The 15043-nt window shown below is 40.5% G+C and carries 13 protein-coding genes; 3 read left to right on the top strand and 10 right to left on the bottom strand.

The features are described from left to right. Positions 1–4: 4 nt before the first annotated feature. The 7 genes from FTU46_RS04980 to katE all read right to left on the bottom strand — a co-directional run bounded on the left by FTU46_RS04980 (position 5) and on the right by katE (position 6969). Positions 5–1252, bottom strand: a complete 1248-nt coding sequence (locus tag FTU46_RS04980) for an MFS transporter (protein ID WP_179993168.1) — start codon at positions 1250–1252, stop codon at positions 5–7. 204 nt (positions 1253–1456) lie between these two features. After that, positions 1457–2170, bottom strand: coding sequence for a glycosyltransferase family 2 protein (locus FTU46_RS04975; protein WP_180104472.1), 714 nt, complete (start codon positions 2168–2170; stop codon positions 1457–1459). After that, a complete protein-coding gene (locus FTU46_RS04970; protein ID WP_180104471.1) occupies positions 2167–2781 on the bottom strand; it encodes a class I SAM-dependent methyltransferase in 615 nt (204 codons plus the stop codon). The genes FTU46_RS04975 and FTU46_RS04970 overlap by 4 nt, the downstream gene beginning before the upstream one ends. Then, a complete protein-coding gene (locus tag FTU46_RS04965) occupies positions 2771–3556 on the bottom strand; it encodes a PIG-L deacetylase family protein (RefSeq protein WP_180104470.1) in 786 nt (261 codons plus the stop codon). Before FTU46_RS04965 ends, FTU46_RS04970 begins: the two co-directional genes overlap by 11 nt. Beyond that, positions 3544–4527, bottom strand: coding sequence for an acyl-CoA dehydrogenase (locus FTU46_RS04960; protein WP_180104469.1), 984 nt, complete (start codon positions 4525–4527; stop codon positions 3544–3546). Before FTU46_RS04960 ends, FTU46_RS04965 begins: the two co-directional genes overlap by 13 nt. 51 nt (positions 4528–4578) lie before the next feature. Continuing rightward, complete coding sequence (locus FTU46_RS04955) at positions 4579–4788, bottom strand: hypothetical protein (RefSeq protein WP_034705508.1); 210 nt, start codon at positions 4786–4788, stop codon at positions 4579–4581. A 57-nt stretch (positions 4789–4845) separates the two neighbouring features. After that, positions 4846–6969, bottom strand: a complete 2124-nt coding sequence (gene katE, locus FTU46_RS04950; protein WP_180104468.1) for a catalase HPII — start codon at positions 6967–6969, stop codon at positions 4846–4848. A gap of 664 nt (positions 6970–7633) precedes the next feature. Between katE and FTU46_RS04945 the strand changes: the two genes are divergently transcribed. The 3 genes from FTU46_RS04945 to FTU46_RS04935 all read left to right on the top strand — a co-directional run bounded on the left by FTU46_RS04945 (position 7634) and on the right by FTU46_RS04935 (position 12928). Next, positions 7634–8131 (top strand): Dps family protein, encoded by a 498-nt coding sequence (locus FTU46_RS04945; RefSeq protein ID WP_004783133.1) that lies wholly within the window; start codon positions 7634–7636, stop codon positions 8129–8131. A 507-nt stretch (positions 8132–8638) separates the two neighbouring features. Further along, a complete protein-coding gene (locus FTU46_RS04940) occupies positions 8639–10225 on the top strand; it encodes a sensor domain-containing diguanylate cyclase (protein ID WP_180104467.1) in 1587 nt (528 codons plus the stop codon). 150 nt (positions 10226–10375) lie between these two features. Next, positions 10376–12928, top strand: a complete 2553-nt coding sequence (locus tag FTU46_RS04935; protein WP_180104466.1) for an EAL domain-containing protein — start codon at positions 10376–10378, stop codon at positions 12926–12928. Here FTU46_RS04935 and FTU46_RS04930 read toward each other — a convergent pair. From FTU46_RS04930 to modA, 3 genes are read right to left on the bottom strand one after another with little or no spacing between them, the layout of a single operon-like run. Continuing rightward, positions 12918–13559, bottom strand: a complete 642-nt coding sequence (locus FTU46_RS04930; protein WP_166136889.1) for an ATP-binding cassette domain-containing protein — start codon at positions 13557–13559, stop codon at positions 12918–12920. The two genes, FTU46_RS04935 and FTU46_RS04930, sit on opposite strands and share 11 nt — an antisense overlap. Before the next feature lies 1 nt (position 13560). Next, positions 13561–14244: a molybdate ABC transporter permease subunit gene (modB, locus tag FTU46_RS04925; RefSeq protein ID WP_159124321.1), complete on the bottom strand. Its 684-nt coding sequence runs from the start codon at positions 14242–14244 to the stop codon at positions 13561–13563. Between the two features lie 26 nt (positions 14245–14270). Beyond that, complete coding sequence (modA, locus tag FTU46_RS04920) at positions 14271–15032, bottom strand: molybdate ABC transporter substrate-binding protein (protein ID WP_180104465.1); 762 nt, start codon at positions 15030–15032, stop codon at positions 14271–14273. Positions 15033–15043: the final 11 nt, after the last annotated feature.

Below are 15043 nucleotides of genomic sequence, written 5' to 3'. Positions count from 1 at the left end.
AGCTTTATGCTGGTGTTTTATGGTCTAGGCCGGCAATAAGACCTTCTGCTTTTTCTGATTCTTTGTGACCGGCAGTCAGATGGTTCAGGATTACAATGCTCATTAAAGCAACTGCGATGACCGTAAATACTAAACGCAAGCCAATAATTTCACTACCGAAACCTACCAGCGCTGGTCCGATCAATGAACCGGTATAAGCAAATACCGATACATAAGATAATGCTACATGAGAAGCCATAGTTTTTTGACGGCCTGCACGAGAGAACATCAATGGAACAATGTTAGCACTACCTAGACCCAAGATCGCATAACCGGTTAAAACGACTTGCCATACTGGTGCAAAGATCACCATGAATAAGCCTGCTGCAGCCAGTAAAGCACTTAGTAAAATAGTGATTTTTTCACCCAAGCTTTGAATGATGAGATGACCGCTAAAACGTCCAAGAACCATTAAGCCAGCAAAGAAACTATAAGCCAAACCGGTATGCGCTGCAGGTACATTAAACTGGGTTGCCAGATAAATACCGCTCCAGTCCATTGCTGCACCTTCAGACAGGAAAGATACAAAACAGATCAGGCCAATACCTAAAATTGCGAATGTTGGTAGCGCTTTTTTCGCAGGTTTTGCTGTAGCTGTATTAGTTTCTTCTGTAGTTGATGACTGACCACCTAAGCAGAATGGAATTGCCAGCATCGCAATCGCAAGCAACATCACACTTACGACCAGTGTGCCAGTTAAAGGTGCCAGACCAAATCCCATTAACGTGGTCATGCCCAATACACCGACCAGACCACCCAAGCTACATACGCCATGGAAACCAGACATCAAGCTTTTATCCATGAGTTTTTCAATCTGGGCAGCCTGAATATTTACGGTTACCCCCAAAGCGCCTGCACTGGCACCAAAGAAAAACAGGGTAATTGCCATCATCAAGCTGGTAGGACTAATCGCTAGCGCTGGCAAGATGAACAGAAATGCAGCCAGAATAACAGCCAGTACAGTACGGCAGCCAAACTTGCTTGCCATACGACCTGCCAATGGCATGGCCAGCATTGAGCCAACTCCGGCACATAGCAAAAGCAAACCAAAGTCAGCATGGTTCAGCAATAAGCGCTGCTGCGCATAAGGAATTAATGGCGCCCAGGCAGCTGTACTAAAACCTAGACTAAAAAAACACAGTGCAGTGGCGATTTTCTGCCAGAGATACGGTGATGGAGACTGAAGACGAGAAATTAGCTGTGAATTTAACATTGTCATTCCAAAAGAAAGAGCTCAGGCATCCATTACCGATCATCCATAGAAAAACCCCGCGGACTTATAGCTGAAAAATATAAGTAGCAGGGCTTAATTTGTGTGAATTATAAACAGAATTTTTCTAAATGAAATAGCTTTTAAAAATGAATTTTTAAATTTTTTACAAGTAATTGATTGTATAAAATTTATAATTTTATAGTTTTATTTGTATACGCTAATCGGTTTTTTCATTGCTTCCTGTAACTCAAGATTTTGTAAAAAACAGGCGAAACCTTCAGCAACTTTTGATTGTAGTCGACTACTGGTCGCTACCCTCAATTGATTGGACCAGGTAATGTCGACTCCTGCCTGTTGTAAACGGCGAACAAAGTCGACATCTTCATGACAATCTAGCTGGCGAAACCCATTAAAATCATTATATATACTTGTTTTAAAACATAAATTTGCACCATGAATATGGCGATGATCCATTTTATCCTGATAGTGACCTAAATATTTCAATCGGGCTTCCAGGCTTAAATGCTTCCATTCGTCGACATCAACGACTCCACAAATTGCATCAGTGGGTTGGTGCTGCCACATGATCTTGAACCAGTCCTCCTGAACACATGAATCCGCATCAGTACAACAGATCCAGTCGCATCCTTGTTCAATTACTTTTTGAATTCCTAAATGACGGGTCTTACCCACCGAACGAAAGTCACAACTAATGACGTCCACCCCCAGTCGCATCGCTTTGATCGCGGTTTGATCGGTACAACTGTCTAAGACAACTAAAATCTTAATCTCGGGAATATTTCCAGACGAACCAAGGTATTGATAAAATTCAAATTGTGCTTTTTTTAAGGCCAGCAAGCAGCGTTCTATAAAGGCTTCTTCATTACAGGCAGGAATAACCACGCCAATTTTATTCATTTAAGACCCTCTTGCTCTGCCACAGACTGTGGGCTATTTATCCAGACATCAATCAGAAAATCAGGTTCCTGAAGTTGTGAACATTTTTTATAAGGCAGGTGAGTATTTAGATGGTCATGAATATCATCACCAGTAAAGCCAAAACCAGAAATCGGTGCCCGCCAGTGACAAGCCAGAATACAGCCTTCTGCATCAAGGGCGTGCTGCAGCCAGTGGGTCAATTTCTCTAAAGCGGCCTGATCCAGATAATATAAAACTTCACTCAGTACAATTAGCTGAAACTTACGCTCTGGCAAGTCTTCCGGAACAACGCCTTGGACAAAATTGACATGAGAATAATCTTGCAGACGTTGTTGCGCTAGCTGGATCGCTGTCGTATTGGCATCCAGACAGATGAGTTCTCCTGTATGTGGGGCTAGTTCCTGACTTAGCATGCCATTACTACAACCGATTTCTATGGCAGATTCAAAATGCAGTTTGGGCAAGAGTGCTTTACAAATTTGACGTTTACGCTGTTCATACCAGCGCTGTTCATAATGCCATGGATCTCCCTGATTCAACGCATATAAAGCATCAAAATAGGCATGATCATAAGTTGATTTACTGTTCATACAGATAAACCTCCCATGGCTGTAAAACACGCTCTAATGCATGTTCAGGGACAATCGGTGCCTGTTCTGTCGTCGGATCATTCTCAATCTGACTTTTGAAACATCGTGCAGCTCGGGCTTTACATTTTAATTCTTCATCTGTCAGCCTGAGTTTGTGCGCAACCGTCCAAGGAATTCGGGTATCTCCTGGTGTGGCCCAGTGCCACGCCCAGATTAGAACCTGAATATACGGTAACTGTAGCTCAGTCGCGAGTTGCTGGGCGACCTGGCCGGTTATTTCATGGTCTGGATGTCCATCATGAACAAAAGTCGTGACCAATACATCATTAGGCTGTAAATATGAATACAATTGCTGTTTGAGCAAGTCTCGCTGCTCAGCCACTTTTCCATCCTGAATATCCAAAGCAATCCGAAGAACTGGCTGTTCTAAGGACAATTCTTCCAGAGCTTGGCGAGTTTCTGCTGGACGAATCTGGTTCAGTTCTTCTGGCGTATACAGACTCGAACCGGGATGACTGGCCGTACCATTAGTCACCGCAAACAGTACAATCTTATAGCCGAGTTTATCCAGACGTTGCATCAGTCCGCCACATCCCAGAATTTCATCATCCGGATGCGGTGCCACAATACAGACTCTGGCATCTGCAGGAATTACATTGGAAATATTAAATTCTGGTATCTGTTGCAGTATTTCGCAGTTACGCCATTCTTCCACCCGTGTCCCCTCCCCATGGATCACACGGTCTTCAACAATGTCATGTTTTAAAGTGCCCATAGTTCTTCCTCCTGTGCGCTTAGTTCTCCAATACGCTCAAGATCAAAAGCAGCATGGCTTTGACGGATAAATACCGGCAGATCTGCTGCGAGCTGGGCAAAATAAGAATTGGTACAATAAGGCGATGCGCCAAGCGCTTTTCCAACTTGGTTGAGCACATTTAATGCAGTAGCTTCAACCTGCGCACGCAAAGCCTGAATCTGAAGTTGATGAGGAAATTTAGGTTGCTGGTCAATCAATTCTGCAACCCGATAGAACAAAGCCTGAGTAGCTAAAAGATCACGGCTGATTTCACCCAGATACATGGCTTTATACATATGTGGTTTTCTTAACTGTTCCTGCTGCAGATATTCAGCAAGAGCTACTGTGGCACCATACCAGCAAGCAGCAACGCCTGCTGCTCCATGCCAGAATCCTACCCGATCCAGATAAGCATGTGGATCAGCGACTTTTTTGACAGGGACCTGATTAAATTCCAGTTGTGCTGTGGATGTATGCTGCATCCCTACAGCTTGCCAGACAGTATGATCATGCTGAATACCGGTCAGCTGCATATCTACAATCAATAACTGAGAGCGATTTTGTTCATCCCGATACGTCAGTAAGCCTGACTCTACCCAGCCAGAAGCGGAACACCAGGTCTTGATGCCAGTCAGCTTGCCTTCATCCAGCTGCAATGGTTGAGGCCCTCCTTCTGCTGCCCAGACTGCCCAGAGCTGATGAGAATTTGCCGGAATATTTAATTCATGCAGAATTGCGAGTGCATCCAGATGCGACTCAAATATTTTTCCCAGGCTTAAATTGGTTGCCGAGATCTGGCTTAGAATTTGCCAGCGTTTTAAAGTTTCCCCTGATGCAGGAAAAGGAACCTGATCCGAAAGTTGCACCAGTTCCTTCAAAGTCGTTTGAATATTTTCTTTAGGTTCTAATGATGAATTTTTAAATCTTTCTAATATTGAACTGAGGTCCATAAAAGTGCTTCCTCAAAAATATCGATATTGTGGTCATTTGATGAAAGCCAGCTAAGGAAAAAGTCTTTTCATCTGTTTTAAACGGGTCATTAGTCCTAGTACCTTACGGCGCGCCATAATTTCTTCTTCACTAAAAGGCAATTGTTCTCTAAGTTGACTCATAGGTAGATGGTTATGTTCGATCAGATAAATATCCTGCTCCCTGCTCCATTGCGCATTTTGCATCTGTGCCAGTAATTTTTTAGGATCTGGTCTCGCCATAAAAGTTTTATTCCTTGAAATAGAGAATAGAAGCCGAAGCTTCTATTCTCATGGTATTTATGCAGGAATAGTTTCTGAGATCAATTCACGCGCCCAAACACGGTGATTCATGATCAAGGTCTTGAAGCTATCTTGCACAGTATCGAATTGAGAATTTGCTAAAGTACCTTCATCACTAATCAGTTTTAGATCTTCAATCAGCTGACCTTTATCTCCCAAGAAGACAATCGGTTTCAGATGCTTATAAGCCTCAAGCAGATAGTGAGTCGCGATACCATCTTTCAGCACCATGTCATAGTTATCGCCATCGACAATAACCACAGCATCATAGGCAATTGACGGTTCAGCTTTCTGCATACCATCAGATGGGATCACTGTACCTTGCTGGCTCAAAACTGGTCCTGGACGAGGTGTTAACACATCAGCCACAGCACTCTCTGATTCAGCCCAAGCCTGTACAGCTTTAATACTGGCTTGATTGGCTTTGTCATGTGCCAGAATTGCGATTTTACGTGCCTTAATATCGGCAGGTTTAAACGCTTCAAAAGATAGACGCTTAGAAATCAGAACATCAGGCAGTTTTGCAGCTTTTTTCTCAGCTGGGATTTCAATACCCAATTGATCCGCAACCTGTTGAGCCAGCGTCAAGTCAATATTGCACAACACTTCAAGCACTTCACGTTCACGGATATTTTGGCGTTGTACTTTACTCAGTTCGAAGACATAGGCATCAATAATATGCTTCTGCTCATGTGGTGCCTGGCTTTGATAGAATAAACGGGCATGAGTGAAGTGATCATTAAAAGACTCACTACGCTGGCGGATTTTATGACCGTCAATACGCTCCTGATAGCTTTCGAAACCACCTGCCTGAGTCGCACCTGGCGCTTCAGCCGGCCAGTTATCATCAATCGAGTTTGGTTCGTAGTTGGCCTGTCCGGTGTGAATAAGACGTTGATGCAGACCATCACGCTGGTTGTTATGGAATGGACAAACCGGCTTATTGATTGGAATCTGATGGAAGTTTGGACCACCTAGGCGGCTCAGCTGAGTATCAGTATAAGAGAACAGTCGGGCCTGTAGTAGTGGGTCATTGGTAAAGTCAATGCCTGGTACGACATGACCTGGGCAGAAAGCGACCTGCTCAGTTTCGCCAAAGAAATAATCAACATTACGGTTCAACACCATACGGCCAATTGGAGTCACTGGAACCAGTTCTTCCGGAATGATTTTGGTTGCATCCAGCAAGTCAAAATCAAATTTCATTTCGTCTTCTTCAGGAACGATCTGTACGCCTAATTCCCATTCCGGGTAATTACCGGAAGCAATCGCTTCATACAGGTCACGACGATGGAAATCCGGATCCTTACCTGCCAGTTTTTGCGCTTCATCCCATACCAGCTGTGTCAAACCTTGTTTAGGCGTCCAGTGGAACTTCACAAAGACAGCTTTATTTTCGGCATTGATGAAACGGAAGGTATGCACCCCAAAACCTTGAATCGAGCGTAAATTACGTGGAATAGCACGATCCGACATTGCCCACATCACCGCATGTGCAGATTCAGGTACAAGAGAGACAAAGTCCCAGAAAGTATCATGTGCTGACGCACCTGATGGAATCTCGGTTTGTGGTTCAGGTTTCAGCGCATGGACAAAATCAGGGAACTTGATGCCATCCTGAATAAAGAATACTGGCGCATCGTTGGCCACCAGGTCAAAGTTACCTTCATCCGTATAAAACTTAGTCGCAAAACCACGAATATCACGTACCGTATCTGCTGAACCGCGAGGACCTTGTACTGTAGAGAATCGAACAAAGACTGGAGTCTGGGCACCGGTATTGGTTAGAAACCCGGCTTTAGTCCATTTTTCATTGCCTGGATAAGCTTCAAAAAAACCATGTGCCCCAACACCACGTGCATGCACAATTCGCTCTGGAATACGCTCATGATCAAAATGGGTAATCTTTTCACGGAGAATAAAATCCTCCATTAAAGTTGCCCCACGAACACCCGCTTTTAGACTGTTCTGGTTATCCGAAATTTTGACACCTTGGTTAGTAGTCAGTGTCTGTTCGGTGGAGTCACTACGATATGCATCAAGCTGCTCACTTTTTTTATTGGTATTCTGCTTATCTAAACCATTTTTACCTGTGGCTGGACTGTTCGCCTTAATTTTCATGACATTTTCCTTGCTGATCTTGAGTTTAGTGAAGTCTTTTTTTGCCTATCTCAAATTCGCTTGAGTTTTATTCAACATCTTGGCGTTTTTACAGAAAAATAAAGTTCCACTTTTATCTGCATGCGGTGAGCTGTTGCTGAGTATGAAAATCTTTTTATTGATTTCGTCTGTATCCCTAACATAACGAGATTTGACAAATACATTGCTGAGTCTTTGTAGTGGCTTGTTTAATAAAGGCACAGTTCTGTTATTTTTCTTAACCACACAGTTTTCTTGCCGAGTAACGATCACAAAGTTTGAAAAATTTAAAGCTGATAGTTTTTACTAAAAGATAAAATCATGAAATAAAGGCTTAATCATCTAAAAATGAAAACAAGTTTTTAAAAAACTGATCCAGACATTTGAGTTTTATAAGGCAAAATTAATTTCTTTATACAGTTACAATCCTGTCACCAGGCTATACAGAATGCCTAAACTTATATCTTTTTCCGTCCTATAAACTATATAACTCAGAAGTACTTAAAATTATTTCCACATATAAATAGTGGCAAAAAGCTATTTCATATAAAAGGTCATGCTGCCAAGATTTCCTATCTTTTCAGCCATGACTGGCAAACTTCTATTTTAAAAGATATCTCTCTACAAAATTGTTAAGGAGTAAAACATGGGCTCTTCAGAAAAAAATGCTAAAGCTATGAAAATTGATATTGGTATTTCTTACGAAGACCGTGCCAAAATCGTCGAAGGTCTATCTAAATTATTGGCAGACAGCTATACCCTCTATTTAATGACCCACAACTTTCACTGGAATGTCACCGGACCACAGTTCAATAGTCTGCACAGCATGTTTATGACCCAATATACCGAACAGTGGAATGCTCTTGATCTGATTGCAGAACGTATCCGGGCCTTAGGCTTTGCCGCACCCGGCACTTACCAGCAATTTGTTAAGCTGACTGCTATTAAAGAAGTAGAAGGTGTACCAGATGCCCAAGAAATGTTGCGTTTATTGGTAAATGCTCATGAAACGGTAGCTCGTACCGCACGCAATCTTTTTGAAGTTGTTGATGAAGTCAACGATCAACCGACTGCAGATTTAATCACGCAACGTCTTGATGTGCATGAAAAAACAGCCTGGATGTTAAGAAGTACTTTAGAGTAATTAACTTTTCTCATTGAGAAAATAACTGTAAAATCAGAAAATTAGCTTTTTCTAGAACAAATAAGTGCTCAAATTTAAGTCATATCCTTTTGAGCACTTATTTATCTCACCTTCCACCCTATAGTGAAGGCTTTGAAAAATAAATATTTACCTTTTAAGAAATTATTTTTTAATCAATAAATCTTTATTTATTATCTATTTAATTATATTAGCTTAGATAGGGAATTTGGCTTTTAAATAAAAATTTCTTATATTATAAAAATATAATTTTTACTAAATCAGCATTTAATCACTTTTTTTGATCTCAGTCTTTTCTCTATATCTTTTAAATATATTCAATAAATGGACCAAACCATTTCTGCTTACAAAATAAGCAACAGATTAAGCTTCAAAAATGCTTACAAACTGAATATTATTCATCTAAAATAGAGGACTACATAACACAATATAATTATTGAAATATATTGTATACATTTTGTATTTCTGAAAGATTCAGGGGATTAAGTTATGAGTGTTCAAAAGTTGCTCATTTCACTCAAACTTAATTTACGTAAATTGATTTTAATCCTTTTACTTGTAAGTCTGGTGATTCTTTTTTCAATTACATTGATTGTGAGCAATGTAATTCACCGACAACAACTGATTAATAATTCTCTTGCAACTAATTATGAGTATGCAGCTAAAGTTGCTTCTATTTCTGATTTATATTTTAAAAATATATTTAATGATTTAAGCCTCAGTGCCAATATTATTAAAAATGATTTTCATAATGAGCAGTTATTAAAAGCTGAATTAAATAGATTGATTCAACAATCTAATTCTTTTAGCAGTGTTTTGATCAGCGATGCAGATGGTCATGTCATCGAATATGCGCCTGAAACCTTGAAATTAGATAAAGTTGCGATTATTCGGTCTTTGGGCTTTAGTAAATCACTGGAATCAAAGAAGCCTTATATTTCCTCACCCTATTATTCATTAAAAGGTAATCTGGTCGTCCTGGTTAGTTTTCCAATCTTTGATCAGAATAATAAATACCAAGGGTTTATTGCAGGGTTTATCTATTTACATGAAGAGTCCTTATTAAAGACACTTTTAAGCGAAAATTATGGTTATAAAAATAGCTACTTATATGTTTTTGATAAAGAAGATAAAATTATTTATCATCCAGAAAGAGAGAGAATTGGAAAAACATTCCAACACAATACCGGTTTAGCTTATATGGAGTCACATAGCTCAGGAAAAATAAAATTAAATAACGATATGGGAGTTAGCGAACTAGCAGGTTTTGCAAAAATTCCTACCACTAACTGGACCGTGGTGTTTCAGCAGCCTACAGAAGATTTATTTGCCCAAGCGCGTCTTCTTGCCTACAAAGTGATTGGCACAATTTTTGTTATCTACATTATTATCTTTTTAATCATCTGGCGTATTTCGAAATTTATTACCTCTCCATTAAATGATCTTGCCAAAATGGCAAGTCATTTGAATGATCCAGGTATCACTGAAAAGATTAATCATATTAAGCCTTGGTATTTTGAAGTTTTTAAATTCAAGAAGTCCCTATTATCTAGTGTAAACTTTTTTAATCAGGAGATCGAAGAGCTTAAACAGGACACTTTAACCGACCCTTTAACCGGCTTTTATAATCGTCGTGGCTTTGAACTATTTTTAAATGATTTAATTAGCAATAAAACTTATTTTGCTGTGGTGGTTTTGGATATTGACTATTTCAAGAAAATCAATGATCGTCATGGGCATGATATGGGTGATGTGGTATTAACCAAAGTTGCCGGATTTATTCGGGAAAGTTTTCGTGAACAGGATATTTGCTGTCGCGTTGGTGGTGAAGAATTTATTATTCTTGCGCCAGTCAAAGAGATTTCACATGCAACTAAAATCGCTGAAAGATTAAGACATAAACTGGCATCGACTTATTTACTTGAAGTAGGAATAGTCACTGCTTCACTCGGTATTGCACACTGGCCTTTAACTTCTTCCGATATTAAAGAAGTTTTAAAACAAGCAGATACGAATTTATATCAAGCCAAACATTTAGGGAGAAATCGTGTGGTGACAGGTGAAAAAAGTGCCTAGTAATAATATTTTTATACAGTTATTAAGTAGATAATTTAAATATATTATTTTGTTATTGTGTTATGGGGTTTAGATCTTTTATTCAAAAAAACAGTATAATTTCCCTAATACTTCTAGGTTTATATAGAGGTTTATACTTAAGGATACAATATGACTTCTTTTTATAATGGAGGCACCAGCCAAGAGATTTTTAATCTGATTGGTCAAGCTGCTGCCTTAGAGGATATCATAGATGCGATTACCGTATGGTTAGGGGACAAAATCCCGGATGCACTGGTATCTGTCATGTTGTATTCGGAACAGGAACAAACGCTTAATTTAATAAAAGAACCAGCCTATTTTTCCAGAGAATATGTAGAAGCTTCAAAAGATCTAAAAATCGGCCCGAATGTTGGCGCTTGTGGTGCAGCTGCATATCATCGTCGTTTAGTGGTCTGTGAGGATTTACTCAATGATCCGAACTGGGTCGCATATAAAGATCTGGTTAAACAAAATGGTTTAAGAGCCTGCTGGTCGGTACCAATTGCCAACGGGAGTGGCAAACTTTTTGGCTCTTTTGGTACTTATTATCGTTCGATTAAGTCCCCTACTCCAAATGAAATTGACCTGCTGCAATATGCGGCTTCGCTGATCGCCTTAACCTTTGAGTTGTATGAAGAACGCAAAAAACGAAATCAGCTCAAAGATAAATATCAGTCATTTTTCTCTTTTCATCCCGATGCAATTTTTGAGCACAATCTGGATGGCAATATTGTAGATGCCAACCTGGCCACCAAATTTTTTAACGAAGTTGGTGTTAAATCGCATATCGGAACTAAAATTGATCATTTTATTGAACCTGAACATCGCCCTCTTGCCTTAGAAGCCTTTGAGCAGGCCAAGCATGGCTTGACTGGACATCTTGAAGTTCAGGCACATAACTCGGCAGGACAGAAATACTGGCTCGATTTAACTTTTTTGCCAATTAAAGTGAATGAGGAAATTGTCGGTATCTTTAGCGTGGCACGCGACATTACTGAACGTTATCAAAACAATGAAATGCTGAGATTAATGAAACGTAGTGTCGATGCAAATCCGCATGGCATTATTTTAACTTCGGCAGAAAATGACCAGCCTATTGAATATGTTAATCCGGCCTTTGAGCAGATTACCGGTTATAGCCTGGAAGAACTCAAAGGAAAAAATTGCCGCATCTTGCAGGGACCTGATACTTCCGCGGAAAGCGTCCAGCAAATCAGCGAAGCCATTCAGAACAAATCTGAAATCAAGATTGTCCTGAAAAATTATCGTAAGGATGGACACTGGTTCTGGAACAAGCTAAACCTAGGTCCAGTCTTTGATGAAAATCATAAGTGCACTCATTTCATTGCCATTCAACAGGATGTGAGTCAGCATGTTGCCCAGCAAGAACTAATCGCTTATCAGGAATCACATGACCATTTAACCGGCTTTATCAACAATAAGCTGTTTGAAGAAGTGGTTCAGGAAAAACTGCATCTAGCGCAGAGTGGTTCTGCAAATCTAGTGCTTTTATATCTGGATCTGGATGATTTTGAACCTTTGAATCAAAGCCTCGGTCATGATATTGGCGATAAAATTTTAAAACTAGTGGGCAATCGTCTGAGCCAAAACCTGGAGCCGGAAGATGTAATTTCCAGATTTTCAGGAGATGAGTTTGCAATTTTATTAACTCAAATGAATGATCTCAAGCAAGTTGCTGTACGTGCCGAAGAAATCATCGCCGGATTATCTCAGCCTTTCCATGTGGATGGCTATGATATTCACCTGAGTGCAAGTATCGGTGTCGCTGATGCTGATCCCGACATCAAATGCGCTAAGCAGTTTATCAATGCAGCCAAGGATGCCATGCGTGATGCTAATGCCGAAGGGGGTAATACTTGGCACTGGTATAATTTCACGAAAGAGCCTTTACCGAAGGTAGATTATGTACAGCTTCGTCATGAACTGATGGTCGCTCTGCATGAACAGCAGTTTAAACTGTTTTATCAGCCGATTCTGGACAGTGAAACGGGCAAGGTCAAATGTCTGGAAGCTTTGATCCGCTGGCAACATCCAGAAAAAGGCTTTATTTCCCCTGCCGATTTCATTCCTTTTGCAGAAAGGACCGGGCAAATCGTCTCAATTGGCGAATGGGTACTTAGACAGGCTTGTGAGGAAGTTAAAGCCTGGAATATGCAGCATGAGACTCAAATTTCGGTTGCCGTCAATCTATCTCCTTTACAGTTTAAAAGAAGTGGATTCCTGAGTGATCTCCAGCAATTATTAGCGGAAATTGAATTCCCGCATGAGTTACTAAAACTCGAAGTGACTGAAAGCATGCTGATTGCCAGCGGTGATAAGTCCATTGAGATCTTAAAAAATGTCCGGGCTTTGGGCATTAAAGTTTCGGTAGATGACTTTGGCACTGGTTATTCGAGTTTAAGTTATTTACGTAGTCTTCCGATCGATGAAATCAAACTGGATCGTAGCTTTGTTCAGCATTTACCTGGCAATCCACGAGATGAGGCCATTATTGAAGCCATGATTACCCTAGCGCATAAGCTGGATCTGGAAGTCGTTGCGGAAGGAATTGAGAATCCTGAACAGGCTGAGTGTTTAAAATCACATCATTGTGATTATCTGCAAGGTTTTTACTATGCAAAACCTGCCCGACTCAATCAGCTGGAGTTAATCAGTTCCTGATTAATATGCCCTTTTTGAGCTGTACAGTTTCGGCTTCTAAGTAAGCTAATTCTTCTAAATGATGAGTCACATAAATCATCGGTAGATTTAGCTCGTCTTTGATCCGTTTTAGGAAGGGTAAAATCTGCTGTTTTAACTGCTGATCTAGGCCCGTTAAAGGTTCATCCAGCAATAAAAGATTCGGTGAAGACAGTAATGCTCGGCCAATAGAAACGCGCTGCGCTTCTCCACCTGATAGCTGATGGGCTTTGCGATAAATTAGAGGCTTTAATTCTAATAATTCCACGATGTCTTCAAACTGGAATTTTCGATCTGCTTTAGATATCAGTTTTTCTGCATAACATAGGTTCTGCTGCACATTCATATGTGGAAACAGCAAAGCATTCTGGAAAACTAATGCAATTTTGCGCTGATGGATTGGAATATTTATTTGCTTTTCTATATTGGTTAAATCCTGCTGATTAAACTGAATATATCCTTGATCAGGTTTCAATAACCCGACAATATTTTTGAGTAATGTGCTTTTCCCACTTCCAGATGCACCGACGATCCCCAATAGTTGCTGCGATATTTCCAGTTTAATATTCAACTCGAAATCGGCTTGTTGATATTGAAAATCACACTTCAACATTTCAGCCTCCTAATTTCCGTTGATAGTTTTGCAAAATAAAATAATTGGCAATTAAGGCAGTAAATGCCAAAAAAATAGATAAAACCACCAGACGCATCGCCATTTCTTCACCATTCGGTTGTTGCAGTAAGGAATAAATTGCGATGGGAATAGTGCGGGTTTCATCCGGAATATTTCCCACAAAAGTAATGGTGGCACCAAACTCACCCAGACTGCGGCTAAAACATAAGATGCTGCCAATCAGCATACCGGGAATCGCCAGAGGTAAATTGATACTCCAAAACACTTTCCACGGTGCTGCGCCCAATGAACCTGCGATATGTTCGAGTTGCTGATTCATGAGCTGAAATGACAAACGGATCGGTTGCACCATCAGCGGAAATGCCACAATCATCGAGGCCAATACCGCCCCTTTCCAGTTAAATGCCAGTTGCAATCCGAGTGTATTGAGATATTGGCCAATCATGCCTTGATTACCAAACAGTATCAGAAGCAGATAACCCAAAACCACAGGTGGCAGCACCATCGGCAATTGCAAACATGCTTCGACCAGAAACTTAAGCCGAAATTCATATCTGGCCAAAACCCAAGCCAATGCTACTGCAAAAGGTAAACAGAATAAGGTCGCAAAGCTGGCCACCTTGGCAGACAGGTAGAGCGCACTGAGTTCTTCTGGACTTAACATCTTGCAGTTATTTCTCCAGCCATTGTCTAGGGGTTCAGCCTAAATCCATATTTTTGAAAGATGGCTTTAGCCTGCGCACTTTTTTGTATAAATTGTTCAAATTGCACTGCTTCTTTATTCTGTGCGCCTTGCCATGTCAAAGCTAAAGGATAAATAATCGGACTATGTAAATTTGCTGGGAAAGTACCGATGATTTTTACTTTTCGGCTGATCAAGGCATCAGTTTTATAGACAATCCCAACTTCACACTCGCCACGTTCGACAAAAGCCAAAGCCGAGCGCACATCATCCGTTCCAACAATTCGTCCTTTTAAGCCATTTAACCAGTTCAGTTTGGTCAGACTTTGCCTGGCATATTTTCCGGCAGGCACTGATTCCATTTGTCCGGTACATACATAACCTTTAAAGGACTGGGCAAAATTAAAACTGGACTGGGGTTTAAAATGAATATTCAGATGTTTCGGGCTGATCGCCACTAACTGATTTAACAGGATGGGATGAACTGAACTGGAATTTATAAGTTTCTTGTGTACCAGATAATTCATCCAATCCTGATCAGCTGAAAAGTATAGATCACTACTAGCTCCTGCTTCGATCTGTTTGGCTAAAGCAGAAGATGCACCAAATACGGAAATAATCTTAGTTTGTGGATGTTGGGCTTGGTAAATCCTGGAAATTTCGGTCACAGCATTATTTAGACTCGCTGCGGCGTAAACCTTCACTGTTCCTGCATGGACTGAGGAAAACATCATGGCAATGCACATGGATAAAAACAGAGATTTTTTCATGTGCATCTACC

It is taken from the genome of Acinetobacter sp. YH12108, from assembly GCF_013419055.1.
GTDB lineage: Bacteria > Pseudomonadota > Gammaproteobacteria > Pseudomonadales > Moraxellaceae > Acinetobacter.
Note: the sequence above shows the minus strand (reverse complement) of the source record. Positions and strands in the feature narration are given on the sequence as shown.